The sequence below is a fragment of the Nocardia barduliensis genome (assembly GCF_013315795.1).
Lineage (GTDB): Bacteria > Actinomycetota > Actinomycetes > Mycobacteriales > Mycobacteriaceae > Nocardia > Nocardia barduliensis.
On sequence record NZ_JABLTE010000108.1, the window covers coordinates 1 to 24,465 of the forward strand.

Annotated in this window: 21 protein-coding genes and 1 rRNA gene; 14 read left to right on the forward strand and 8 right to left on the reverse strand. The window is 69.5% G+C overall.

The genetic code is table 11. The features are described from left to right. Nucleotides 1–3: 3 nt before the first annotated feature. From rrf to HOV91_RS31790, 3 genes are all read left to right on the forward strand, one after another. Nucleotides 4–120, forward strand: a 5S ribosomal RNA gene (gene rrf / locus HOV91_RS31780). A 99-nt stretch (nt 121–219) separates the two neighbouring features. Further along, nucleotides 220–909: an endonuclease NucS gene (gene nucS, locus HOV91_RS31785; RefSeq protein WP_174189007.1), complete on the forward strand. Its 690-nt coding sequence runs from the start codon at nt 220–222 to the stop codon at nt 907–909. Between the two features lie 47 nt (nt 910–956). After that, entirely contained in the window at nt 957–1,265 is a 309-nt protein-coding gene (locus HOV91_RS31790) for an Rv1322 family protein (RefSeq protein WP_174189008.1), read from the forward strand. A gap of 266 nt (nt 1,266–1,531) precedes the next feature. Here the strand turns inward: HOV91_RS31790 and HOV91_RS31795 are convergent, their stop codons facing one another. Together HOV91_RS31795 and mce are read right to left on the reverse strand one after the other, a co-directional pair. After that, entirely contained in the window at nt 1,532–2,533 is a 1,002-nt protein-coding gene (locus tag HOV91_RS31795; protein ID WP_062971743.1) for a coiled-coil domain-containing protein, read from the reverse strand. Between the two features lie 86 nt (nt 2,534–2,619). After that, nucleotides 2,620–3,093 (reverse strand): methylmalonyl-CoA epimerase, encoded by a 474-nt coding sequence (mce, locus tag HOV91_RS31800; protein WP_312884836.1) that lies wholly within the window; start codon nt 3,091–3,093, stop codon nt 2,620–2,622. Nucleotides 3,094–3,222: 129 nt separating this feature from the next. On the opposite strand from mce, the gene HOV91_RS31805 reads away from it, so the two are divergent. From HOV91_RS31805 to HOV91_RS31815, 3 genes are all read left to right on the forward strand, one after another. Then, complete coding sequence (locus HOV91_RS31805; RefSeq protein WP_174189010.1) at nt 3,223–4,401, forward strand: acetyl-CoA C-acetyltransferase; 1,179 nt, start codon at nt 3,223–3,225, stop codon at nt 4,399–4,401. 831 nt (nt 4,402–5,232) lie between these two features. After that, nucleotides 5,233–5,601: a DUF3817 domain-containing protein gene (locus HOV91_RS31810; protein ID WP_438822710.1), complete on the forward strand. Its 369-nt coding sequence runs from the start codon at nt 5,233–5,235 to the stop codon at nt 5,599–5,601. Between the two features lie 61 nt (nt 5,602–5,662). After that, a complete protein-coding gene (locus HOV91_RS31815; RefSeq protein WP_174189025.1) occupies nt 5,663–6,511 on the forward strand; it encodes a tetratricopeptide repeat protein in 849 nt (282 codons plus the stop codon). A gap of 249 nt (nt 6,512–6,760) precedes the next feature. On the opposite strand, the gene glgB is transcribed toward HOV91_RS31815, so the two are convergent. From glgB to HOV91_RS31830, 3 genes are all read right to left on the reverse strand, one after another. Continuing rightward, entirely contained in the window at nt 6,761–8,914 is a 2,154-nt protein-coding gene (gene glgB, locus HOV91_RS31820; protein WP_174189011.1) for a 1,4-alpha-glucan branching protein GlgB, read from the reverse strand. Then, nucleotides 8,911–10,914, reverse strand: coding sequence for an alpha-1,4-glucan--maltose-1-phosphate maltosyltransferase (locus tag HOV91_RS31825; protein ID WP_174189012.1), 2,004 nt, complete (start codon nt 10,912–10,914; stop codon nt 8,911–8,913). Before HOV91_RS31825 ends, glgB begins: the two co-directional genes overlap by 4 nt. A gap of 209 nt (nt 10,915–11,123) precedes the next feature. Next, entirely contained in the window at nt 11,124–11,504 is a 381-nt protein-coding gene (locus HOV91_RS31830) for a hypothetical protein (RefSeq protein WP_174189013.1), read from the reverse strand. A 351-nt stretch (nt 11,505–11,855) separates the two neighbouring features. Between HOV91_RS31830 and glgP the strand changes: the two genes are divergently transcribed. From glgP to HOV91_RS31850, 4 genes are all read left to right on the forward strand, one after another. Next, the gene (gene glgP / locus HOV91_RS31835; RefSeq protein WP_174189014.1) at nt 11,856–14,429 is read left to right on the forward strand and encodes an alpha-glucan family phosphorylase; all 2,574 of its coding nucleotides are present in this window, start codon (nt 11,856–11,858) and stop codon (nt 14,427–14,429) included. 106 nt (nt 14,430–14,535) lie between these two features. Continuing rightward, complete coding sequence (locus tag HOV91_RS31840; RefSeq protein WP_174189015.1) at nt 14,536–15,897, forward strand: NCS2 family permease; 1,362 nt, start codon at nt 14,536–14,538, stop codon at nt 15,895–15,897. Nucleotides 15,898–16,057: 160 nt separating this feature from the next. After that, nucleotides 16,058–16,591 carry a DoxX family protein gene (locus HOV91_RS31845; protein WP_174189016.1) on the forward strand — a complete coding sequence of 178 codons (534 nt, stop codon included), beginning with the start codon at nt 16,058–16,060 and terminating at the stop codon, nt 16,589–16,591. A 141-nt stretch (nt 16,592–16,732) separates the two neighbouring features. Continuing rightward, nucleotides 16,733–17,128, forward strand: coding sequence for a RidA family protein (locus HOV91_RS31850; RefSeq protein ID WP_174189017.1), 396 nt, complete (start codon nt 16,733–16,735; stop codon nt 17,126–17,128). A gap of 147 nt (nt 17,129–17,275) precedes the next feature. On the opposite strand, the gene HOV91_RS31855 is transcribed toward HOV91_RS31850, so the two are convergent. After that, the gene (locus tag HOV91_RS31855; protein ID WP_174189018.1) at nt 17,276–19,321 is read right to left on the reverse strand and encodes an ATP-dependent DNA helicase; all 2,046 of its coding nucleotides are present in this window, start codon (nt 19,319–19,321) and stop codon (nt 17,276–17,278) included. A gap of 57 nt (nt 19,322–19,378) precedes the next feature. Further along, nucleotides 19,379–19,945 carry an isochorismatase family protein gene (locus HOV91_RS31860; protein ID WP_174189019.1) on the reverse strand — a complete coding sequence of 189 codons (567 nt, stop codon included), beginning with the start codon at nt 19,943–19,945 and terminating at the stop codon, nt 19,379–19,381. Between the two features lie 172 nt (nt 19,946–20,117). On the opposite strand from HOV91_RS31860, the gene HOV91_RS31865 reads away from it, so the two are divergent. Beyond that, on the forward strand, nt 20,118–20,309 hold the full coding sequence (locus HOV91_RS31865; RefSeq protein ID WP_174189020.1) for a hypothetical protein: 192 nt from the start codon (nt 20,118–20,120) through the stop codon (nt 20,307–20,309). A gap of 2 nt (nt 20,310–20,311) precedes the next feature. Here HOV91_RS31865 and HOV91_RS31870 read toward each other — a convergent pair whose 3' ends face one another. After that, nucleotides 20,312–21,622, reverse strand: coding sequence for a nicotinate phosphoribosyltransferase (locus tag HOV91_RS31870; RefSeq protein WP_174189021.1), 1,311 nt, complete (start codon nt 21,620–21,622; stop codon nt 20,312–20,314). Nucleotides 21,623–21,744: 122 nt separating this feature from the next. Here HOV91_RS31870 and clpS point away from each other — a divergent pair, with 122 nt between their 5' ends. From clpS to HOV91_RS31885, 3 genes are all read left to right on the forward strand, one after another. Further along, nucleotides 21,745–22,095 carry an ATP-dependent Clp protease adapter ClpS gene (gene clpS, locus HOV91_RS31875; protein ID WP_039796380.1) on the forward strand — a complete coding sequence of 117 codons (351 nt, stop codon included), beginning with the start codon at nt 21,745–21,747 and terminating at the stop codon, nt 22,093–22,095. A 22-nt stretch (nt 22,096–22,117) separates the two neighbouring features. Beyond that, the gene (gene aosR, locus HOV91_RS31880) at nt 22,118–22,687 is read left to right on the forward strand and encodes an oxidative stress transcriptional regulator AosR (protein WP_174189022.1); all 570 of its coding nucleotides are present in this window, start codon (nt 22,118–22,120) and stop codon (nt 22,685–22,687) included. Nucleotides 22,688–22,748: 61 nt separating this feature from the next. After that, on the forward strand, nt 22,749–23,813 hold the full coding sequence (locus HOV91_RS31885; protein ID WP_174189023.1) for a P1 family peptidase: 1,065 nt from the start codon (nt 22,749–22,751) through the stop codon (nt 23,811–23,813). Nucleotides 23,814–24,465 lie beyond the last annotated feature (652 nt).

Here is a 24,465-nt window from a genome sequence, read left to right on the forward strand (position 1 = left end):
AGTTACGGCGGCCATAGCGGTAGGGAAACGCCCGGTCCCATTCCGAACCCGGAAGCTAAGCCTGCCAGCGCCGATGGTACTGCACTCGACAGGGTGTGGGAGAGTAGGACACCGCCGGAACATCCTTCACGAAAGGCCCTCGACATAGTCGGGGGCCTTTCGGCATTCCACGGGTGGGCTGACGACAGCCGCCACGAAGCCCTCGCCTACAGTGCTTGGGTGCGCCTAGTGATTGCTCGCTGTCAGGTCGACTACGTGGGGCGACTCACCGCCCATCTGCCGATGGCCCGCAGGCTACTGCTGATGAAAGCGGACGGCTCGGTGCTCGTGCACTCCGACGGCGGCTCGTACAAGCCGCTGAACTGGATGAGCCCGCCCTGCCGGCTGGAGGAACGCAACGGCGACGCGCAGCTGCCGGACGGTGCGAAGGCGCTGTGGGTCGTCACCAACAAGGCAGGCGAAGAACTCCGCATCACCATCGAGGACATCGAGCACGATTCCTCCCATGAGCTCGGCGTGGACCCGGGCCTGGTGAAGGACGGAGTGGAGGCCCACCTCCAAGAGTTGCTCGCCGAGCACGTACACACCCTCGGCGCGGGGTTCACGCTCATCCGTCGTGAGTACATGACCGCGATCGGGCCGGTGGATCTGCTGTGCCGGGATGCCGACGGTGGCACGGTGGCGGTCGAGATCAAACGGCGCGGTGAGATCGACGGCGTCGAACAGCTCACCCGGTACCTGGAGTTGCTCAACCGCGATCCGCTGCTGGCTCCGGTGGTCGGTGTCTTCGCCGCCCAGCAGATCAAGCCGCAGGCGCGCACGCTCGCCGAGGATCGCGGCATCCGGTGTCTCACACTCGATTACGACGCCCTGCGCGGCACGGAGAGCAACGAATTCCGCCTGTTCTGACCTCAGGGTCGTGCGGGGCTCGCGGGAGCGAGTAATACCCTTGTCGCATGCCTCGCCGGAAACCGCGTTCGGATCGCTACGCCGAGCGCCCGCGGGCCGGTGGCGCGCCACTGGGCGACGTCTTCGGACGGACCGAGTCGGGTCCGGACGGTGACGAGACGTACGTGGTGCGCACCATTCCCGGCGCCCGCGCGATCAAGACCTACCGCTGCCCGGGATGTGACCACGAGATCCCACCCGGGGTCGCCCACGTGGTCGCGTGGCCCGCTCACGGTGGCGAAGACGACCGCAGACACTGGCATCGCGGCTGCTGGAACGGGCGTCAGACGCGCCGGATCACCCGTCGGTGGTCCTGAGGCATCCAGCGGACACCGCGATGCCTCAACGATGGCGCGGTCGACTACCTCTGCGCTGGATCGAGTGATTGTGGGCAGCCCGCGGGCGAACGAGCAAGGAACGTCCGGACGCTGGGGACAACTACCCGGCGACGTGTGCGGCGAGGCTGGAGCGGTGTCGCCAGGGCCATGGGTCTACTGGGTGCGGAATTAGGGAAGGCCGCCCTGGTAAGGGGCGGCCTTCGGTGAATTCGGTTGCTACTGCTGCTGTCGCCGTTGACCCGACGTCAGTTGCTGATGTCGGCGCTCTCGCGCTCGTCCGAGTCGATGTCCTCGTCCTCGGTGGCGACCTCGGGGATCGCCTTCTGGCGCGAACCCGTGACCGACTTGGTGTTGCCGCCGATCGACTTGCGCTGGTCGGGAACACCGTCGAGCAGTTCGCTTTCGCGGTTGACCGCGGCGAGCATCGCGGGCACCGAGTCGAGCTGACCGCGGATACCGAGCAGCTGGGCGAGCACGCGGCCGCGCAGCACCCGCATCTCCTCGGCCAGTTCCTTCGCGTGCGCGATCTTGCGCTCGGAGGTCTGGGTGGCGGAGGTGATGAGACGGTTGGCCTCGTCGGTCGCGTCCTTGATCCGCTGGGCGGCCTCGGCGCGGCTGGTGGCCTCCAGCTCCTCCATGGCGCGGGTGAGCTTGGTGCGACGCTCGGCCATGGTGGCCTCGAAGTCCTGCTGGGTGGCCTTGCGCTTCGCGTCGGCTTCCTTCGCGATGCGGTCGGCCTCGGCCTGGGCGGCCTCGATGATCTTGGCGGACTCGGTGCGTGCGTTCGCGAGGGTCTGCTCGAACTCGATCTCGAGCGCCTCGCGCTTCTCCTTGGTCTCCGCGAGCAGCGACTCGTACTTGCCACGCATCTCGGTGGCCTGCTGCTCGGCGATCGACACCATCTCCGCTGCCTCGGCCTGGGCCAGGGCACGGACCTCGGACGCCTCGTCGGAGGCGAGACGGAGCATGCGGGAGATACGGTCGGACATGCCTTCCGCGGTGGTCGGCGGCACCGAGAGTCGGTCGACCTCCTTGCGGAGTTCGTCGATCTCGTCGCGCGCGTCTTCCAGCTGGCTCGCGAGGTTACGTGCTTGTGCCGCGGCCGCGTCGCGGTCGGTGGCGGTGACTCTCAGTTCCGCGTCGAAGCGGTCGAAGTAATTACGCACCTCGTCTTGCGCATAACCCTTGCGCACAACGGTGAAGGGCAGTGCAACGAAGCGATTGCGATCGGACTCGGGTGACGACATGGCACACAAACTACAGCCTGAAGACAGCCGATGGTGACTCGACTGCGAATGTCATTCCAACGAGTTTTCCCGACTTGACGTCGATACTAGTGCGTAACATGAGCGTTCGGTTCGACCAACTCGATCAGCACACCTCCAGCATCCTTCGGGTGGATGAAATTGATGCGGGAATCCGCCGTTCCATGCCGCGGAGCGTCGTACAGCAAACGCAGACCCTTGCCGCGCAGGTACGCGGAGACGGCCTCGATGTCGGTCACCCGGTAGGCCAGTTGCTGCAAGCCGGGGCCGCTGCGGTCGATGAACTTCGCGATGGTCGAGTCCGCGTTGAGCGGGGCCAGCAACTGCAGGGCGGTGGCGCGATCCGGGGCGCCGGGCAGCGACAGCATCGCCTCGTGCACGCCCTGGGCCTCGTTGACCTCCCGATGGGTCTCGATCATGCCGAGGTTCTCGGCGTACCAGGCCACCGCGGCGTCGAGGTCCGGCACCGCGATGCCGACGTGGTCGACCGCGGTCACGTAGTCCGCGGGGATGAACGATGACTGTTCGATAACGTTGCTCACCATTCGAAAGTAGCGCGACCTGGCACGGGGTGCGCGGGCCGCACCCGCTACCGTTGAGTAGAACACCTGCTCTCGCGCCAACCCCGCCAGGGGCGCGGGCGGGTCCGATCTACGAATGCGAGGCTCGTCGTGACCACTTCCGTGATCGTCTCCGGTGCGCGTACCCCGGTCGGCAGGCTGCTCGGGGGTCTGAAGGACTTCAGCGGCTCCGACCTCGGCGGGTTCGCCATCAAGGCGGCGCTGGAGAAGGGCGGTGTCGCGCCCGACCAGGTCGACTACGTGATCATGGGCCAGGTGCTCACCGCGGGCGCGGGGCAGATCCCGGCCCGGCAGGCCGCGGTGGCGGCGGGCATCCCGATGGACGTGCCCGCGCTGACGTTGAACAAGGTCTGCCTGTCCGGCATCAACGCGATCGCCCTGGCCGACCAGCTGATCCGGGCCGGCGAGTACGAGATCGTCGTCGCGGGCGGCCAGGAGTCGATGAGCCAGGCGCCGCACCTGCTCGAGAAGAGCAGGGAAGGCTTCAAGTACGGCGATGTGACCCTGCGCGACCACATGGCCTACGACGGCCTGCACGACATCTTCACCGACCAGGCCATGGGCGCGCTCACCGAGCAGCGCAACGAGACCGACCGGATCAGCCGGGCCGACCAGGACGCCTTCGCGGCGGCCTCGCACCAGCGCGCGGCGGCGGCCTGGAAGAACGGCGTCTTCGACGACGAGGTGGTCCCGGTCGCGGTGCCGCAGCGCAAGGGCGATCCGGTGCTGGTGACCACGGACGAGGGCATTCGCGCCGACACCACGGCGGAGTCGCTGGCCAAGCTGCGCCCGGCCTTCCGCAAGGACGGCACCATCACCGCGGGCACCGCCTCGCAGATCTCCGACGGCGCAGCGGCGGTCGTGGTGATGAGCAAGCAGAAGGCGCAGGCGCTCGGGCTGAGCTGGATCGCCGAGATCGGCGCGGCTGGCGTGGTCGCGGGCCCGGACTCGACGCTGCAGGACCAGCCCGCCGCCGCGATCGCGAAAGCCTGCGCGCGCGAGGGCATCTCGCCCGCGGATCTGGACCTGGTGGAGATCAACGAGGCGTTCGCCGCGGTCGGCATCGCATCCACCCGCAAGCTGGGCATCGACCCGGAGAAGGTGAACGTCAACGGCGGCGCCATCGCCATCGGCCACCCGCTGGGCATGTCCGGCGCCCGCATCCTGCTGCACCTGGTGCTCGAGCTGAAGCGCCGCGGCGGGGGCGTCGGCGCGGCCGCGCTCTGCGGTGGCGGCGGCCAGGGTGACGCGCTCATCGTCCGCGTTTGACGTTCGCGGGTGACAACCCCGCTGAACACCATGGCCGTCCCGATGGGGCGGCCATCGGTCGTTCGGGCCAGACCCACGGAACGACGTTCCGGTAGACCGTGCACCTGTGCGCAGGACCCCATCCGCACGACGAGACCGGCTCGACCACGGCTCTGAGCGCCGCCGAACCGACCAAGGTCCGTTCCAGCCTCTGCCCGCGTCGAGCAGCCGCCGCGTTGCACCGTCGGGCGGACTCACCGACCGGAGCCACGCGCGCGATGTCCTGCGTTCGACCGCCCCCGTACCCAGCACACCCCAGCCCACGTTCCGAGCGAAGCAAGGCCGAGCATCCGCCGTTGGGGATCTGACTCGGGTTCGAGGAGCGATGGGCAATGAGTGCTGGTGGATGTGCATGGTCAGCTCGTGGAGCGGCGTGGAGGTCGCAAGTGCCATTCTTGCGCTTGGCGCATCACAAGCACCGGTTGCGGGCGCAACGTGACCGAGTGTCTGCCGTTGTGGTCCGGGTGAGGTTCGAGCGGCCATGACCATGAATGCCGGTAAACCGCCAGTGCTCACCCCGCCCAAAGGGCGTGCACGCTGTCCCCAGCGCCGATGCCTACGCGCCAGCGCACCTCATCCACGACTTTCGAGCGAAGCGAGACCGAGCATGCGCCGTTCGCGGCCCGGCTCGCGTTTGCGCGGCCGCCGCGCAAGCGACGAAGGAGCAAGCGGCGGCCGCGCAAACGCGAGCCACGAAGGGGCCGCGAACCCGCCGCGCGAAGGCGCGGCAAATCCAACACAGCGACACAACTCACTACGACAGTGTGTAGTGCATCCGGCACAATGGGGCGCATGGGCAATGTCTTCGACCTCAGCACGGTGGCCAAGCGGTTTCGTTTCATCGCGGTGCTCGAGGCGGTCTCGTGGTTTCTGCTGATCATCGGCATGGTGTTCAAGCGGATTCCCGAGCCGGTGCTGTGGCCGGTGAAGGTGTTCGGCATGACGCACGGCATCGTGTTCGTGCTGTTCGTGATCAGTGCGATCGTGGCGGCGCGCGAGCTGGGCTGGAACGTGAAGACCACCGTTCTCGCGCTGCTGTCGAGCATCCCGCCGTTCTGCACCGTGCTGTTCGAGGTCTGGGCGGTGCGCACGGGTCAGCTCGGTGAGCTCAGCGCCGCCGGTTCGGCCGAGTCCGGGGCGCCCGCATCCGCCACCTCGTGACAAACTGGAAGTCGTGAATCGACCAGCCGCACGCCGTCCTTCGCCCGCTGTCGCCGCCGCCATGTCCGGGGCGGTCGATCTGTCCAGCCTGAAGCAGCCCGCAGGGAGTGCGGGCGGAGCGGCCGGCGGCGACCATGCGGTGTCGGAGGCGGATTTCGAGACCAGGGTCCTGCGCCGTTCGATGCAAGTGCCCGTGGTGGTGGTGCTGTATTCGCAGCGCAGCCCGGGCAGCATCGAACTGGTCCGGACGCTGGAACGCCTGGTGGCCGCCGATGGCGGCGCCTGGGACCTGGCCACCGTCGAGGCCGAGGCCAACATGCGGATCGCGCAGGCGCTGCGGGTGCAGGGCATTCCGACCGTGATCGCGATCGCGGCCGGGCAGCCGCTTGCCGATTTCGAGGGAGCGCAGCCGGAGCCGCAGGTGCGGCAGTGGCTGAACGCGGTGGTCGACGCGGTGGCGGGGAAGCTGGAGGGCGACGGGCAGCCGCAGCAGCCTGCCGAGGACCCGCGTTTCGCGGCGGCCGAGGCGGCGCTGGAGCAGGGTGACCTGGCCGGCGCCGAGGCCGCCTACCAAGCGATTCTCGACGCCGAACCGGCGAACGAGGAGGCCAAGGGCGCGCTGCGCCAGCTGCGGTTCCTCGCGCGGGCGCAGGAGCTGCCGGAGTCGGCCATCGCCGTCGCCGACGCCGACCCGTCGAATGTCGACGCCGCGATCGATGCCGCCGACCTCGAACTGTTCCAGCAGCGGCCCGAAGCGGCCTTCGACCGGCTGATCGGCGTCGTCAAGCGCACGTCCGGCGACGAGCGCACCAAGGCGCGCACACGCCTGCTGGAGTTGTTCGAATTGTTCGATCAGGCGGAGCCGTTCGTCGTGGCCGCGCGCCGCAAGCTGGCCGCAGCGCTGTACTGAGTTCGCCGAACTGACGCAGCGTCCTGGTACATGGTGTTCCGGCGGCGGGGGATGTGTGGCAAGTTTGTCGCCGCCGTGCCGAGGTGGGCGCCGGTCGGAACCAGCGCCGGGCCGTAAGGCGGGTACCGGGAGCGGGGCGCGGAGCAGGACGGCGGCATCGGCGCGTCGCCCTAACCCCGGCAGGCGTGCAGGGTGCTCCGCGGGCCGGCCCGTTCGCGATGTACCGGGCGCTGAGCGGTTGTCGAGCCGCTAGGCGGGACGCAGCCAGACCGCGCTGTGCGGCGCCAGGGTGACCGGGGCCGAGGCGGGACGGTCGTGCCAGGGCTCGTCGGTCGCGAGCACCTCGCCGAGATTGCCCAGGCCGGAGCCGCCGTAGTCCGCGGCGTCGGTGTTGAGGATCTCGAGCCAGCGGCCCGCGTGCGGCAGGCCGACCCGGTATCCCTCGTGTGCCGACCCGGAGAAGTTGTAGACGCAGGCCACCACGGAGCCGTCGGAGCCGTGGCGCAGGAACGCCAGCACGTTGTTCGCGCGGTCGTCCGCCTCGATCCAGGCATAGCCGCCCGGAGTGGTGTCCTGGCTCCACAGGGCGGTGTGGGCGCGGTAGACCGCGTTCAGGTCGCGCACGAGTGTGCTGATGCCCTCGTGCAGGGGGTTGTCCCGTTCGTGCCAGTCCAGGCCGCGATCGTGTGACCATTCCCGGAACTGGCCGAAATCCTGGCCCATGAACAGCAGCTGTTTTCCCGGGTGGGCCCACATGTAGGCCAGCAGCGCGCGCACGCCCGCGGCTTTGGCGAAATCGTCACCCGGCATCCTGGTCCAGAGCGTGCCTTTGCCGTGTACGACCTCGTCATGGCTGATCGGCAGGACATAGTTCTCGCTCCAGGCGTACACAAGGGAAAAGGTGATCTCGTTGTGGTGCCAGGAGCGGTGCACCGGGTCGCGGCCGAGGAACCCGAGGGTGTCGTGCATCCAGCCCATGTTCCACTTCATGGTGAAGCCGAGACCGCCGACGTCGGTGCCGCGGGTGACGCCGGGCCAGGTGGTGGACTCCTCGGCGATCGTCACGACGCCGGGATGGTGGCGGTGCAGGGTCTCGTTGAGGTCCTGCAGGAAGTCGACCGCTTCCAGGTTCTCCCGTCCGCCGTGCACGTTGGGCTCCCACTCGCCGTCGGCGCGGGAGTAGTCGAGATAGAGCATGGAGGCGACCGCGTCGACGCGTAGACCGTCGATGTGGAATTCCTCGACCCAGTACCGCGCGTTGGCGACGAGGAAATTGCGCACTTCGTGCCTGCCGAAGTCGAACACGTAGGTGCCCCAGTCGAGTTGCTCGCCGCGGCGCGGGTCGGCGTGCTCGTAGAGCGGTGTGCCGTCGAAACGGGCCAGCGCCCATTCGTCGCGCGGGAAATGCGCAGGAACCCAGTCCAGCAGGACGCCGATGCCCGCCGCGTGCATGCGGTCGACGAAGGCGCGGAAGTCGTCCGGGGAACCGAAGCGCGCCGTGGGCGCGTAGTAGGAGGTGACCTGGTATCCCCACGAGCCGCCGAACGGATGCTCGGCGATGGGGAGCAACTCGATGTGGGTGTATCCGGCGCCCTGGACGTATTCCGCGAGCTGCTCGGCCAGCTCGCGGTAGCCGAGGCCGGGCCGCCAGGACCCGAGATGCACCTCGTAGACGCTCATCGGGGCGCGGGTCGGGTCGGTGCCCGCGCGCCGTTCGAGCCAGGCGTTGTCCTGCCAGACATGATGACTCTCGGTGACCACCGAGGCGGTCGCAGGCGGGTGTTCGGTGGCGAAAGCCAGCGGGTCGGCGTGGTCGACGGTCCGTCCGTCGGCGCCGTGCACGCGGTACTTGTATTTGGCACCCGGCCCGACATCCGGGACGAAGACCTCCCAGACCCCGGACGATCCGAGCGCGCGCATCGGCGCGGTGTTGCCGCTCCAGCCGTCGAAATCGCCGATCACGGTGACGCCGCGCGCGTTGGGCGCCCACACCGCGAACGACGTGCCCGTCACCTCGCCGTCGAGGGTGGTGTAGCGGCGTGGGTGCGCGCCGAGCACTTCCCACAGGCGTTCGTGCCTGCCTTCGCCGATGAGGTGCAGGTCGAGCGGGCCGAGCGTGGGCAGGAAGCGGTAGCCGTCGGCGCCGATGATCGTCTGGCCGCCGGGATAGGTGGTGACGACGCGATAGTCCATGATCTCCGGGTAGGGCAGCACCGCCGCGAACACGCCGTGACCTACGGACTTCAGCGCGTGGTCGACGCCGCCGACGCGCACCGACACGGTTTCCGCGTGCGGGCGCAGCACCCGGACGGCGGTGCCGTCGGGATGGGGGTGCGCGCCGAGCACGGTGTGCGGGTCGACGTGGGTGCCCGCCGCGAGCAGCATGAGGTCGCGCCGCTTCATCGCAGCGTCCTGCGGTAGGCCAGCTCCGTGCGAGCCTGCTGCGACACCGGAGGCAGGGTGATGATGTGCGCGACGGCACGCGCGGGGTCCAGCCGGACGTAATTGGTCTGCGCCCAGTGGTATTCCTCGCCGCTGATCTCGTCGTACACCACCGGATGGTCGTGCCACTCGCGGCCGATCGCGGGCAGGTCGAGCGAGAGCATGCCCCACTCGGCGCCGAACGGGTTGAGGTTCACCACGACCAGCACGGCGTCGCCCCCGGCGGGGTCGATCTTGGAATAGGCGAGCAGCGCGTCGTTGTCCACGTGGTGGAAATGCAGGCAGCGCAGCTGTTGCAAGGCCGGGTGCGCCCGGCGGATCTCGTTGAGCCTGGTGAGCCAGGGCTCCAGCGATTCGCCGCGGGCGAGCGCCTCGGCGAACGGGCGCGGGCGCAGCTCGTACTTCTCCGAGTCGAGGTACTCCTCGCTGTCCGGACGCACCGCCTGATGCTCGAACAGTTCGAAACCGGAGTAGACGCCCCAGGTCGGGGCCAGGGTGGCGGCCAGGACGGCGCGAATGGCGAACATGCCGGGTCCACCGTGCTGGAGGGACTCGTGCAGGATGTCCGGGGTGTTCACGAAGAGGTTCGGGCGGGCCTCGTCGGCCTTGGCGGCCAGTTCGTTGCCGAACTCGGTCAGCTCCCACTTGGCCACGCGCCAGGTGAAATAGGTGTAGGACTGGCTGAATCCGCGCCGGGCCAGCCCGTAGAGCCGGGCCGGGCGGGTGAACGCCTCGGACAGGAAGATGACGTCCGGGTCGGTGCGCCGCACGTTCGCGATCAGCCACTCCCAGAAGTCGGCGGGCTTGGTGTGCGGATTGTCGACGCGGAAGATCGTGACGCCCGAACCGATCCAGTGCCGGACCACCCGCAGCACCTCGGCGTAGAGGCCGTCCGGGTCGTTGTCGAAGTTGACCGGATAGATGTCCTGGTACTTCTTCGGCGGATTCTCCGCGTAGGCGATGGTGCCGTCGGGCAGGGTGGTGAACCATTCGGGGTGCGCGCGCACCCAGGGATGATCCGGCGCGCATTGCAAGGCGAGGTCGAGCGCCACCTCGAGGCCGTGCCGCCGTGCCGCCGCGACGAACTCGGCGAAGTCGGCGTCGGTGCCCAGGTCCGGGTGCACGGCATCGTGACCGCCGTGTCTCGAGCCGATTGCCCATGGCGAGCCGACGTCGCCCAGCTCTGCGGTGAGCGCGTTGTTGCGGCCCTTGCGGTTGACCTCGCCGATCGGGTGGATGGGTGGCAGGTACACCACGTCGAAGCCCATGCCCGCGATGCGCGGAAGTTCTTCGGCCGCCGTGGCGAAGGTGCCGTGGACCGGCTTGCCGGTGGCGTCGCGTCCGCCGGTCGAGCGTGGGAAGAACTCGTACCAGGAGCCGTAGAGCGCGCGGTGCCGCTCGACCAGGACGGTGTGCTGCGGCCCTCGGGTGACCAGGTCGCGCAGCGGCGTGGCGCGCAGGATCTCGGCGACGTCCTCGGTGAAGGCCGGGGCCACCCGCGCGGGCAGTTGGTCGTCGCTACGCAGGGCGGCCGCGACCGCGCGTAAGCGCTCGAACTGCCGCTTCGGGACAGCCTGGGCCGCGCGTTCGAACAGGCGGGCGCCCAATTCCAAGTCGTTGGCCAGATCGGCGGCGCTCTGGCCGACGGCCAGCTTCGCTTCGACCGCCGATCGCCAGGTCTGGATCGGGTCGCTCCAGCCTTCGATGCGGTAGGTCCACGTCCCCGGCACGTTCGGGGTGAAGATCGCGTTGAAGACGTCGGGTTCGTAGTCCGGCGTCATCCGGACGCGCAGCGGGCGCGACGCCCCTGGCGCGCGGACGACCAGCGTGGCGGCGACCGCGTCGTGCCCCTCGCGCCACACCACGGTGCGCACGGGGAAAACCTCGCCGACCACCGCTTTGGCGGGCCGGCCGCCGGGGATGGACGGGGCAGTGTCATCGATAGCGATGCGGCCGGTCACGGGACCAACCTACCGGTAGCCGGGCGTGCGGACCGGATCGGCGAGCTTTTCGTTCGCCGCCGCGATCCGCCGCGTCGGTGGCTGAGCCGGGCTGTTCGTGGTGCTGGGGGGGAATGCGGGAGCCGGAGGCCCGGACGGCTACGGCCGGGGATCGACGCGTGGCCGACCGGGCGTTCATTCCGGCGGTCGAAGCGCCGTCGGCTCGGTGCTTACGGCAGCACAACACATCCGACGCCGAGGTTGATCCCGTTGCCCACCGTCATCGCCGGCGAGGTCCAGGCGGGACCGGCGCCGTGCGTCGCGGAGATGGTGTGCGAGCCGGTCGCGTCCGGTACCCACGTGGTGGTGGCCTGGTTGCCGACCACGGGCGCCGGGTTCGGGGTGAAGGTTCCGGACGCGCTGTCGGTGAATTGCACGGGGTCGGACGAGGCGTTGTCCACCGTGGCCGTCACACGGTATTGGCAGTTGGTTCCGTAGTTACCGAAGCCGAAACTCATCCCTTGCGCAGTCGCCGTCGCCGTGGTGACCGCGGCCCCGGCGGCCGGTGCGACGAGAACGAGCGCCGCCGTGCAAGCTACGAACCCCGTCATCGCCGACCCAGCGCGCGACCAGCGCAAATCGCGGGCGCGATTTGGGTGTGCAATCTTCCACATCTCGATCACTCCCGTACTGATTCGGTTGGTGCGGCCGGTTGGTCCGCACAGCTTGTGGGTTTGCCCCGCGTTCGGGAGTTCACAAGCGAGCGGGGGTCTCGATCGGGTAGCGGGCACGGGGGTTTCCAGCGCGTGCCGTGGCCGTTCCGTGACGGTAGACAGCGCTACGCAAGATCGGCCGCGCCGCGTTCGCTGACCCGCGTGATTACGAAACACGCTGGTCGGAAGCTTGTTCCGGGTCGTGGTAGGGCCGGGCGCGCACGGTGGCGCCCGTGTAGGTTCTACCGAATGAAGGCATTGCGTCGATTCACCGTCCGTGCCCATCTGCCCGAGCGTCTGGCGGCCCTTGGTGAGCTCGCCACGAATCTGCGGTGGTCGTGGCACCCGCCGACGCAGGACCTGTTCGCCGCGCTGGATCCGCGACGGTGGCAGGAGATGGGCCACGATCCGGTCCGGATGCTCGGCGAGGTGCCCGCCGCGCGGCTGGACGAACTGGCCGCCGATCCGGGCTACCTCGCTCGGGTCGACGCGGCGGCGGCGGACCTGCGCGATTACCTGTCGGCGCCGGGCTGGTTCCAGCGCAGGGCCGGGGAGGAGGGGGTGCGCGGCATCGCCTACTTCTCGATGGAGTTCGGCGTCACCGAGGTGCTGCCGAACTACTCGGGTGGTCTGGGCATCCTGGCCGGTGACCATCTGAAGGCCGCCTCCGACCTGGGGCTGCCGCTGATCGGGGTGGGCCTGCTGTACCGCTCGGGTTACTTCCGGCAGTCGCTGACGGCGGATGGCTGGCAGGCCGAGCACTATCCGGCGCTGGACCCGCAGGGCCTTCCACTGCGGGCGCTCACCTCCGACGGCTCGCCGGTGCTGATCCACGTCGCCATGCCCGATCGCAGGGTGCTGCGGGCGCGGGTGTGGATCGCGCAGGTCGGCCGGGTTCCGCTGCTGCTGCTCGACTCGGACATCGCCGAGAACGATCCGGAGTTGCGCGCGGTCACCGACCGGCTCTACGGCGGCGACCAGGAGCATCGCATCCGTCAGGAGATCCTGGCCGGCATCGGCGGAGTGCGCGCGGTGCGCGCGTACACGGCGTCGGCCGGCCTGCCCGACCCCGACGTATTCCACATGAACGAAGGTCACGCGGGGTTCCTCGGCGTCGAGCGGATTCGCGAATTCGTCGCGGGCGGAGCGGATTTCGATGCCGCACTGGCCGCCGTGCGAGCGGGCACGGTGTTCACCACGCACACGCCCGTCCCGGCCGGCATCGATCGGTTCCCGATGCCGATGGTGCGGCGCTATTTCGGCGGTGCGCACGGCGAGTCCGAATCCGCCCTGCTGCCCGGGCTTTCCGTGGACCGGATCGTGGCGCTCGGTCGGGAAGCCGACCCGTCCGTCTTCAATATGGCGCACATGGGTCTGCGGCTCGCGCAGCGCGCCAACGGCGTGTCGAAGCTGCACGGTGAGGTGAGCCGGTCCATGTTCGCCTCGCTGTGGCCGGGCTTCGACCCGGCGGAGGTCCCGATCGGTTCGGTCACCAACGGTGTGCACGCCACCACCTGGGCCGCGCGGGAATGGGTGGACAAGGCGCGCGAGCACATCGGCGCGGAATTGGTCGAGGAGGCACGCGGCTGGGAACGGCTGCGCGACGTCGACCTCACCGAGCTGTGGTCGACCCGGAATATCCTGCGCGGCATTCTGGTCGAGGAGGTGCGCCGCAGGGTGCGCGCTTCCTGGCTGGAGCGTGGCGCCGCGGAAGCCGAACTCGGCTGGGTGAACGGCGTCTTCGACCCGAACGTCCTGACCGTCGGGTTCGCCCGCCGGGTGCCGACCTACAAGCGCCTCACCCTCATGCTGCGCGACCCGCAGCGGCTGCGCGCCCTGCTGCTGGACCCGCGGCGGCCGATGCAGCTGGTGGTCGCGGGCAAGAGCCACCCCGCCGACGACGGGGGCAAGGCGCTCATCCAGCAGGTGGTCCGCTTCGCCGACGATCCCGAGGTGCGGCACCGGATCGTCTTCCTGCCCGACTACGACATGTCGATGGCGCGCTACCTGTACTGGGGTTGCGACGTCTGGCTGAACAACCCGCTGCGCCCGTTGGAAGCGTGCGGCACCTCCGGCATGAAATCCGCGCTCAACGGTGGACTCAACCTGTCCATCCGGGACGGCTGGTGGGACGAGATGTACGACGGCGAGAACGGATGGGCGATTCCGACCGCGGCGGGCGTCCGCGACGAGCACCGCCGCGACGACCTGGAGGCGACCGCGCTCTACGACCTGTTCGAGCGCGCGGTCGCGCCGCGCTTCTACGAGCGCGACGCCTCCGGGCTGCCGGTGCGCTGGGTCGAGATGGTTCGCCACACTTTGCAGACCTTGGGACCGCAGGTCCTGGCTTCCCGCATGGTCCGCGACTACGCGGTGGAGTACTACGCTCCCGCCGCCGCGGCGTTTCAGCGGGCGACGGCCGACGATTTCGCGGTCGCGCGGGCCATCGCCGAGTACCGCCACCGGGTGGAGTCGGCGTGGCCTTCGGTCAAGGTGATCCAGGTGGACAGCGCGGGCCTGCCGGACACGCCGGTCATCGGTGCGCGGCTGTCGCTGGCCGCCCGGGTCGAGCTGGGCGGACTGAGCGTGTCGGACGTGGTGGTGCAGGCGGTGCTCGGGCGGGTTTCGGCGACCGACGACCTGTCCGACACCACGACCGTCCCGATGACGCACAGCGGGTCGGACGGCGGCGCGGAGTTGTTCACCGTGGACACCCCGGTCCCGCTCTCCGGCGCGGTCGGCTACACCGTGCGCGTGCTGCCGCACCACGATCTGCTGGCCTCCGACGCCGAGCTGGGCCTGGTCTCCGCGCCGAGCGCCTGAGGCCGGTGGCGCTGGTCACGGTGGCGCCGTCGTGAGTTGCCCCGGGCAGTGAACCGTCGGCTACCGTGCCATGGCACGCCCGAATCGTTCTCGACTGGAGTCACCCATGGTCACCGACGTTCTGCACCGGACCCGAGGACGCCTCGACGGGTACTTCGGGGTCCGGTCGACCGGCTCGACCGTCAAGCGCGAACTCATGGCGGGCACGGTCACCTTCCTCGCCATGTCGTATGTGCTCGCGGTCAACCCCGCGGTGCTCGGCGACCAGGGAGCGCTGGGCGACAAGGGCATTCCCATGCAGGCGGTGTTCACCGCCACCGCCGTCGCCGCGGTGTTCGGCACGCTGGTCATGGGGCTGTGGGCCCGATATCCGATCGCGCTCGCGCCGGGCATGGGCCTCAACGCGTTCTTCGCGTACACGGTGGTGCTCGAGATGGGGATTCCGTGGGAGGTCGCGCTGTCGGGCACGTTCCTGTCCGGCGTGATCTTCTTCGTTCTCGCGGTGACGAAGATCCGCGAACGCATTCTCGATGCCATCCCGATGCAGCTGAAGCTCGCCGTCGGGGCCGGGATCGGATTGTTCGTGGCGTTCCTCGGCCTGAAGAACGCCGGGATCGTGGTGAACAGCGAAGCGACGCTGGTCACGCTGGGCGACTTCACCAAGGGCACCACATTGCTCGCGCTGTTCGGGTTGCTGGTGACCGTGGTGTTCCTGGTGCGAGGCTGGCACGGCGCGGTGCTCTACGGCATCATGCTCACCACGATCGTCGGCATCGTCAGCGGTCTGGTGGACCTGCCAAAAGGCGTGTTCGCCGCGCCGAAAGGGCTAGAGCAGACCTTCGGTCAGGCGATCGTCCACCTGCCCGACGCGTTCACCGGCCAGCTGGCCGTGGTGGTGCTGACCATGCTGTTCGTCGACTTCTTCGACGCCTCTGGCACGCTGATCGGCGTCGCGAACCAGGCCGGTCTGCTGGACGAGGACGGCAGGCTGCCCCGCGCCGCGAGCGCGCTGGCGGCGGACTCGGTGGGCACCATGGCGGGCGCCGTCATCGGGACCTCGACCACGACCGCCTATGTGGAGTCGACGGCGGGCGTCTCGGCCGGCGGCCGGACCGGGCTCACCGCGGTCGGCACGGCGGGCTGGTTCCTCGTCGCGATGTTCTGCTACCCGATCTTCGCGGTGGTCGCGGGCTCCGGAGAGGTGACCGCGCCCGCGCTCATCGTGGTCGGCATCCTGATGGCCCGCGCGCTCGGCCAGATCGACTGGAACCTGTTGGAGTACTCGGTGCCCGCGTTCGTCACCGTCGTGATGATGCCGCTGACGTACTCCATCGCCAACGGCCTGGCCATGGGCATGCTGCTGTACCCGATCGTCATGGCGGCGAAAGGCCGGATCCGAGAGGTGCATCCGGCGATGTGGGTGCTGATGCTGGTGTTCTTCGGCTACTTCTTCTTCCTCGCGGAGTAACTCTCCGCTCGCTTTCGCGCTGAACCATCCTTATTGCCAAACCGTGGAATAGGACCGAGGGTTGGGCAGTTCGGTTCTACATGAAAGAATCGGACCGTAGTCCGCTTTTTCGCCGAACTAACGATCCCTTCGGGGAACGACTGCAGGGATGAGGATCAGCATGACCATCAAATCCGTACTCGAACGCACCAACACCCCCACCGAACTCGACGGCATCGCCGCCGACATCGGCCTGCTGCTCGTACGAGTCGTCTTCGGCGGCTTGCTCGCGGCGCACGGCGCGCAGAAGCTCTTCGGCTGGTGGGGCGGCCCCGGCCTGCAGGCCAACGCCGACGGCTTCGAGCAGATGGGCTACAACCCCGGCAAGGTGTTCGGGACCCTGGCGGGCCTGACCGAACTCGGCGGCGGCCTGCTCCTGCTGCTGGGCCTGCTGACGCCACTGGCCGGGGCGATCGTGCTGGGCACGATGATCAACGTGATCAACGCGACCTGGTCCATGGGGCTGTTCGGCGGTTACGAGATGGGGGTGCTGTTCGCCGTGGTCGGCGCGGCGCTGCCGTTCACCGGCCCTGGCAAGTTCTCGTTGGATGCCGGGCGTCCGTGGGAGCGCAGCGGATTCGTGTGGGGTGTGGGCGCGCTGATCCTCGCGATCGTGACGGGCGTGCTGACGCTGATCCTGAAGTGGGTGCTCTGAGCCTGCGGCACGGCGGAATTCGCGGCGCGGTGACCTCGGTCGCCGCGCCGCGGTCGTTTGCGTTCTTCGTCATGTCACACCGTGGACTGCTGGATCGTCGGTGTGGTGTTGCAGCACTTGCAGACCGAGCGAGGAGAAACGATGAGCGTCGAAATCAGCAACCCCGGTGAACTGCACGATCCGACCGGGTTCGGCTACAGCCACGTGGCGGTGGCGCGCGGTGAGCTGGTGTTCATCGCGGGACAGTACGACTCGGACGCCGAAGGACATACCACCAGCACGGACTTCGCGGTCCAGGTGGACAAGGCGTTCGCCAACCTCGCGATCGCCCTGCGGTCGGCGGGAGTGGACTTCGCCGACGTCGCGCAGTTGCGGACGCACATCGTCGACCACGATCCGGACAAGCTGGCCGTGCTCGGCAAGAAGATCGCGCAGATCTGGGGTGAGCGGCCGCCCGCGCAGACGTTGACCGGCGTGGCCGCGCTCGCGCTGCCCGGCATGCTGTTCGAGGTCGACGCGGTGGCCGTGCGCGGCTGAGAGCGGCCCGGTGGTGGCCCCGCGCCGCGTGCAGGGCTTGGCGCGGGGACCGGCCGATACGTTCGGTGCGGGAATTGGGGGTACACCGAAGTACCGATCAACAATGTACTTCCGTCTGGAAGTAGATGCCGGATGGTGTGTTCGGTATCACACCGTGGCGGCGGCGAGCCGGCGCAGTGCCTTGACCACGACCTCCGGATCGGCGGTCTCCCAGTACGGCGGCAGCGACGCCCGCAGGTAACCGCCGTAACGGGCGGTCGCGAGGCGGGAATCCAGGATGGCGACCACGCCGCGATCGTCGACGCTGCGCAACAGCCGGCCGGTCCCTTGGGCGAGCAGTAGCGCCGCGTGACTGGCGGCCACGGTCATGAACCCGTTCCCGCCGCGCATCTCCACGGCACGTTGCCGGGCCGCCAGCAGCGGGTCGTCCGGGCGGGGGAACGGGATGCGGTCGAGGATCACCAGGCTCAGCGACGGTCCGGGCACGTCGACGCCCTGCCACAGCGACAGCGTGCCGAACAGCGACGTCTCCGGGTCGTCGGCGAATTTCCGGACCAGCGCTCCCGTCGAGTCGTCACCCTGGCACAGCACCGGGGTGGACAATCGGTCGCGCAGCGCCTCGGTGGCCGCGCGGGCCGCGCGCATCGAGGAGAACAAGCCGAGGGTGCGCCCGCCCGCCGCCGTGACCAGCCGCTCGATCTCGTCCAGGTAGGCGGGCGCGAGCCCGTCCCGGCCCGGCGCGGGCAGGTGCTTGGCGACGTAGAGGATGCCGGACTTGGCGTGGTCGAACGGCGAGCCGACGTCGAGCGAACTCCAGCGCACCGTGTCCGCGTCGGAGGGCGCCTGCGCGCCGTTCGCGGTGGCCGGATCGGTGCGGTTGCCCGATTGCGCGGGCAGGCCCCAGGTGAGCGCGAGCCCGTCGAACGAGCCGCCGATCTGCAACGTGGCCGAGGTCAGCACGACGGTGGCGGTGCCGAAGAGCCTGCTGCGCAACAGCCCGCCCACCGACAGCGGCGCCATCCGCAGCGAGCGGCGCACGACGCCGCGGACCTCGTCGGCGGCCAGCCAGATGACGTCGCGCCGGGCGGCCGGGTCGGGCTCGTCGAACGCCGTCAGCGCGCGGACCGCGCTGTCGTGCACCTCGTCGATCGCGGCCAGCGCCATGGTGCGGGCGGCGGAGTTCTCCGGATCGCCCTGTGCGGTGGCGGAGCCCTGCGGCGCGAGGGCGGTGCGCGCGTTCCACGCGGCGTCGCGGATCAGGGCCAGCACCGGGGCGACGCCGTCGGGCAGGGTGTCCCAGCGCCCGGCGGGCAGCTCGTCGAGCACGGTGTGCCATGCCTCCGCGGCGCCCTCCAGGCGATCCACCTCCTGCTCATCGATGAGTTTGGCGCAGCGGCGGGCGGCCGCGCTGATCGCGGCGGAGGCGAGCTCGGCGGTGGCCACACCGGTGACCCGGTCGACCAGTTCGTGCGCCTCATCGATGACCACCACGTCGTGTTCGGGCAGCACCTGGATGCCGCTGATCGCGTCGATGGCGAGCAGCGCGTGGTTGGTCACCACCACGTCGGCCTGCGCCGATTCGGTCCTGGCCCGCTCGGCGAAGCAGTCCTGGCCGAACGAGCAGCGAGACTTGCCCAGGCACTCCCGCGAGGACACGCTGACCTGTCGCCAGGCGCGGTCGCCGACGCCGGGGGCGAGTTCGTCGCGGTCGCCGGTCTCGGTGTCGGAGGCCCATTCGTTGAGCCGTTGCACTTCGCGCCCGAGGCGGGAGATCGCGAACGCGTCGAACAGCTCCGCCTCGGCAGGCTCGTCCGGAACAGCGCTGTTGATCTTGTTCAAACACAGATAGTTGTTGCGGCCCTTGAGGATCGCGAACTTCGGCGTGCGCCCCAGCGGCGCGCTCAGCGCGTCGGCCAGCCGGGGCAGATCGCGATCGACCAGCTGACGCTGCAGCGCGATCGTCGCCGTGGAGACCACCACCGTGCGGCCGGTGCGCACGGCGTGGCGCAGGCTCGGCACCAGATAGGCCAGCGACTTGCCGGTGCCCGTCCCGGCCTGCACCGCGAGATGCTCCTTGGTGTCGATCGCGTGATCCACCGCCGCGGCCATCGTCACCTGCCCGGCGCGTTCCTTACCGCCGAGCGCCTGCACGGCGGTGGCCAAAAGGTCGGAAACGGGCGGGAGTTCGGGCACGCGAGCAGCCTACTCGGCGCCTCCGACACCGCAGACCCCTCGCCGAGACCGAACGGTCTACCGGCTGATGCTCCCCTCCAGGTCGACGCCCGCACCGCGCATGCGGTCCAGTGCGGCGGCGGTGGTGTCGGCGGCGACACCGGCGGTGAGATCGAGCAGGACGCGGGTGTCGAACCCCTCGATCCGCGCGTCGAGGGCGGTCGCGCGCACACAGTGGTCGGTCGCGATGCCGACCACGTCGACGGCCTCGATCCCGCGGTCGTGCAGCCAGTCGGCCAGCCCCGTGCCGTCCTCGGTCGTGCCCTCGAACCCGGAATAGGCCGCGCAGTAGGCGCCTTTGGAGAAGACCTCCTGGATCGGCCCGGTGGTCAGGGCCGGGTGGAACTGCGCGCCCGGCGTGCCGACCCGGCAGTGCGGGGGCCAGCTGTCGATGTAGTCGGGCTCGTCGGAGAAGTGAGCACCGGGATCGATGTGGTGATCGCGGGTGGCGACGACCGCGCTGTAGTGCGCGGTCGCGAGATGCTCGCTGATCCGGGCCGCCACCGCGGCGCCTCCGCTGACCGCGAGGGAACCGCCCTCACAGAAATCGTTCTGGACGTCGACGATGATCAGTGCCCGGGTCATGGCGACCTCCCGCGTATGGCCGAATGTCTGCTCCGAATTCTGCCGCTCGATCGGACGCTCGGTTCACCCGACTCGCGAAAATTCACCGCTCCTATGTAAACGCGCCCACACCGCACGGTGATTACCGAGTGCACCCTTCGACTCCCGGCCCGCTTCCCCATGGAGACCACGCATGAGCCCTGCCAGCCTGTTCCGCAGCGTGACGATCGGCACCACCGTGTTCCTCGCGGTCTTCTTCCTGCTGGGCTCGCGCCCGGCCGAACCGGCGGCATGGATCTGGTTCGGGATCACCGGGGTGGTGTTCGCGCTGCTGTTCGCCACCGGACTGCTGCTGGTGTGCCGCGTGGACGAGCGCAGGCGCTGACCTCAGACGAAGGTGGTCACCACGGCGGGCTCGCCCGCCGAGAGTTTGAGGCCCTCCCACGGCAGGCTGATCAGTCCCCGCGCCACCAGATCGCGGCTCTCGGCGAGTGTGGGAAGGTCCTCGACCGGCTCACCGGCGCGGATCAGCGGGACGAGCGGGTCCCTGGCCTGGAAACCGTTGCCGGGCGGCACCGGCCCGGCCGCGGGGTAGACGACCTCCTCCACGATCGTGCCGGTGTCGCGGGCCAAGCGGACCACCTTCTTCGTGCCGCCGCGGGACTGCTTGTGACTGCTGCGCTTGGCGACCGGCACCCCTTCGACCTCGACCAGCTTGTAGACCATCCCGGCGGTCGGCGCGCCCGAGCCGGTGACCAGCGCCGTGCCGACGCCGTAGACGTCGACCGGTTCGGCGCGCAGCGCGGCGATGGCGTACTCGTCGAGGTCGCCGGAGACCACGATGCGGGTCTTGGTGGCGCCGAGCGCGTCGAGCTGGTCGCGCACCTGGCGGGCCAGGACGCCGAGATCGCCGGAATCGATCCGCACCCCGCCCAGCTGGGTGCCCGCCACCTCGACGGCGGTCGCGACGCCCTTGGTGATGTCGAAGGTGTCCACCAGCAGCGTCGTCCCCACGCCGAGGGTCTGGACCTGGCTGCGGAAGGCTTCGGCCTCGTGCGCGCCGTCGGGGCCGCTGTGCAGCAGGACGAACGCGTGCGCGCTGGTGCCCGCGCCCGGAATCCCGTAGCGACGCACCGCCTCCAAGTTCGAGGTGGCGTCGAAACCGGCCAGATAGGCGGCGCGCGCGCAGTCCGGGGCCGCCATCTCGTGGCTGCGCCGTGAGCCCATCTCGATCATCCGGCGGCCGCTAGCGGCGCTGACCATCCGGGCCGCCGCGGCCGCGATCGCGCTGTCATGGTTGAGGATCGACAGGATCAGCGTCTCCAGCACGACGCATTCCGCGAAACTGCCGCGCACCGAGAGGACCGGTGAGCCGGGGAAGTACAGCTCGCCTTCGGCGTAGCCGTCGATATCGCCGGTGAACCGGTAGTCGCGCAGCCAGTCGAGCGTGCGCCGATCCGAGAACGAGGCCGCGACGGCCAGTTCGTCCTCGTCGAAGCGGAACTGCCGCAGCGCGTCGAGCAGCCTGCCGGTACCACCGACGACGCCATAGCGACGACCATTCGGCAAACGTCTAGCGAACACCTCGAAGGTGCACTGACGACGCGCCGAGCCGTCGGCGAGCGCTGCCGCGAGCATGGTCAGTTCGTACTGGTCGGTCAGCAGCGCCGTGCTGGTGACGCCGTCGCGCAGGTCCACGCTGACACTGTAGACAGAACGGTCGGCTCAGGGCGTCCGGCATCGGCCCGGTGAACCGGAGAATCGCGAATCGGGGCTGCGTGGGTGTTGTTTATCCGGAGTCGAGTCGTACCCTTGACCCTATGGCCTTGTGCAACACAGTCCGGGGTGACGTCGTTGTGGACGCCGCGAACGCGACATTGTCGGCGGCACAGGCGACACCCGAAGCGGTCGAATACACCGAGATCCTGGAGGCGGAGGACCGTCCCTGGGTGACCGTCGTCTGGGACGACCCGGTCAATCTGATGCACTACGTCACCTACATCTTCCAGAAGCTGTTCGGCTACAGCAAAGCGAAGGCGACCGAACTGATGCTGAAGGTCCACAACGAGGGCAAGGCGGTGGTCTCGTCCGGTTCCCGGGACAAGATGGAGCACGATGTCCAGCGGCTGCACGCCGCGGGACTCTGGGCCACCATGCAGCGGGACGACTGACCTGGGCGACTACCCTGACGCCGTGCGCAAGTGGAGCAGGAAGAACTCGCTGAGCGGTCTCAAACTGCGATCCGAAATGGACGCACGTGAGGCCAACGTGCTTCGGTCACTGGTCGGTGCGGTCTCCGGGCTGCTGACCGAGCGCGCCGAATCCGCCCCCGACGACGACTTGGCCGCCCTCACCGGACTGCGCTCCGGCAACACCGTTCCGCCGGAGGACCCGCGGCTGCGCAGGCTGCTCCCGGACTTCCACCGCAGCGAACCCGGCTCGCCCGACGCCGAACGCGCCGACCTCAACAGCGCGCTGCGCGGCCTGCACGAGCCCGACATCATCGACGCCAAGCTGGCGGCGGGTTCGGTGGTGCTGGACACCGTGCCGAGCGCGGGCGGCAAGATCGTCCTCACCCCCGAGCAGGCCGACGCCTGGTTGACCGCGCTCACCGACGTGCGGCTGGCGCTCGGCACGGTACTGGACATCGACGCCGACACGCCCGACCATCTCGACCCCGACGATCCGCGCGCTCCGCACCTGGACGTGTACCACTGGCTGACCTGGATGCAGGACTCGTTGCTGCAGGCGCTGGCTCCCTGACCGGTCGTGCTGCGAAGATCGGCGCAAAGCGACCGGCGATTGCGCGCCGTGAGGAGTAGAGATGGTGAACGCCGCACCGGGCGAACGTAATTCGATCACCGACGTGCCCGGAGTGCTGGTCGGGCAGCACCACGTCCTCGACCCGGACGCGACGCTCGGCTCCGGGGCGGCGACGGGATGCACCGTCGTGCGGGTGCCGGGCGGCGCGGTGGCGGCGGTCGACGTGCGCGGCGGCGGACCGGGCACCAGGGAGACCGATCTGCTCGATCCGATGAACACCGTTCGCCAGGTCGACGCGATCCTGCTCACCGGCGGCAGCGCTTTCGGCCTCGCCGCGGCCGACGGAGTGATGCGCTGGCTGGAGGAGAACGGGGCGGGCATCGTGATGGACCCGACCGACCCGAGCCGGGTGGTGCCCATCGTCCCCGGCGCGGTGATCTTCGATCTTCCGGTCGGCGCCTGGGACATCCGTCCGACCGCCGAATTCGGCTATCGGGCCGCCGCGGCGGCGGGCGTCGACTTCGCCCGCGGTTCGGTCGGGGCGGGCGTCGGAGCCCGCGCGGGGTCGATCAAAGGCGGGGTGGGCAGCGCGAGCATCGCACTGGGCGAAGGCGCGGCCGCCGGGATCACCGTCGCCGCGCTGATCGTGGCGAATCCCGTCGGCTCGGTGTTCGACCCGCGCACCGGGTTGCCGTGGGGGTGCGGCACCGACGGACCCGAGTTCTTCGAGCTGCGGCCGCCGACCCCGGAACAACTGGCGGCGGCGAACGAACTGCCGGTGAAAGGCACCGTGCTCAACACCACGATCGGCGTCGTGGCCACGGACGCCCCGCTCGATGTGGCGGGATGCAGGCGGGTCGCGGTCGCCGCGCACGACGGGTTGGCCAGGGCGATCCGGCCCGCGCACTCGCCGCTGGACGGGGACACCCTCTTCGCCCTGGCCACCGGGACAGCGGAGGAGGGCGGTGACCTACCGCTGCCGCCCGCCTTCCCCGCCGATCTGCTCGTCCTGGACCAGATCTGCACGGCCGCCGCCGTCTGCGTGGAGCGCGCCGTCGTGGACGCGATCCTTTCGGCGCACTCGGTGGCGGGTATCCCGGCCTATAAAGACTTGTTCGGTGTCTGATTTGCCGCGACTTCGTCGCGGCGTGTTCGCGGCCCCTTTGTGGCTCGCGTTTGCGCGGCCGCCGCTTGCTCCTTCGTCGCTTGCGCGGCGGCCGCGCAAACGCGAGCCGGGCCGCGAACGGCGATGCTCGGTCTCGCTTCGCTCGAAACCGGGAGTTGCGCTGGTGCTGGGTGCGTTGGGCGATTGTCGTTGTGATCGGTGGCTTGGCTGGGAGTGGTCGGCTTGCTCGGTCGGTCTTGCTGGGCAGGTGGGAGGTGGTCGCTGAGGGGCTGTGCTCTGGCTTCTTCGCTCGAAACCGGGAGTTCGGCTGGTGCTGGGTGCGTTGGGTGGTGGCCGTTGTGATCGGCGGATTGGCCGGAAACGCTCGGCTTGCAGGTCTCAGGAGATGAGAGACTTCGCTGGCGTGCGCGGGGCGGGGCGTGCTTCGGCTCCTTCGCTGGACACCTCCGGTAGTTCGGCCGGGTGCTGGCTGCGTGGGGTGGTGAACGTCGCGGTTGGTGGCTCGGCTGGGAGCTTCCTGATCCGGTCTTGCTGGGCAGGTCGGAGATGATCGCTGACGGGCGCGGAGGGCCATGTTTCGGCCCGTTCACTCGAGGCCAGAGGCTTGGCCGCACGGTCGGGCCGGGCGGCGGGTGCGGGCGCGGTTGTGGGG

Coding starts and splice junctions, on each gene's coding strand:
- HOV91_RS31885 (WP_174189023.1), top strand. CDS start 22,749: ATGGTGAACGCCGCACCGGGCGAACGTAATTCGATCACCGACGTGCCC.
- HOV91_RS31840 (WP_174189015.1), top strand. CDS start 14,536: ATGGTCACCGACGTTCTGCACCGGACCCGAGGACGCCTCGACGGGTAC.
- HOV91_RS31860 (WP_174189019.1), bottom strand. CDS start 19,945: ATGACCCGGGCACTGATCATCGTCGACGTCCAGAACGATTTCTGTGAG.
- HOV91_RS31865 (WP_174189020.1), top strand. CDS start 20,118: ATGAGCCCTGCCAGCCTGTTCCGCAGCGTGACGATCGGCACCACCGTG.
- HOV91_RS31845 (WP_174189016.1), top strand. CDS start 16,058: ATGACCATCAAATCCGTACTCGAACGCACCAACACCCCCACCGAACTC.
- glgB (WP_174189011.1), bottom strand. CDS start 8,914: ATGAAGCGGCGCGACCTCATGCTGCTCGCGGCGGGCACCCACGTCGAC.
- HOV91_RS31830 (WP_174189013.1), bottom strand. CDS start 11,504: ATGACGGGGTTCGTAGCTTGCACGGCGGCGCTCGTTCTCGTCGCACCG.
- HOV91_RS31795 (WP_062971743.1), bottom strand. CDS start 2,533: ATGTCGTCACCCGAGTCCGATCGCAATCGCTTCGTTGCACTGCCCTTC.
- HOV91_RS31810 (WP_438822710.1), top strand. CDS start 5,233: ATGGGCAATGTCTTCGACCTCAGCACGGTGGCCAAGCGGTTTCGTTTC.
- HOV91_RS31815 (WP_174189025.1), top strand. CDS start 5,663: ATGTCCGGGGCGGTCGATCTGTCCAGCCTGAAGCAGCCCGCAGGGAGT.
- HOV91_RS31790 (WP_174189008.1), top strand. CDS start 957: ATGCCTCGCCGGAAACCGCGTTCGGATCGCTACGCCGAGCGCCCGCGG.
- HOV91_RS31850 (WP_174189017.1), top strand. CDS start 16,733: ATGAGCGTCGAAATCAGCAACCCCGGTGAACTGCACGATCCGACCGGG.
- glgP (WP_174189014.1), top strand. CDS start 11,856: ATGAAGGCATTGCGTCGATTCACCGTCCGTGCCCATCTGCCCGAGCGT.
- clpS (WP_039796380.1), top strand. CDS start 21,745: ATGGCCTTGTGCAACACAGTCCGGGGTGACGTCGTTGTGGACGCCGCG.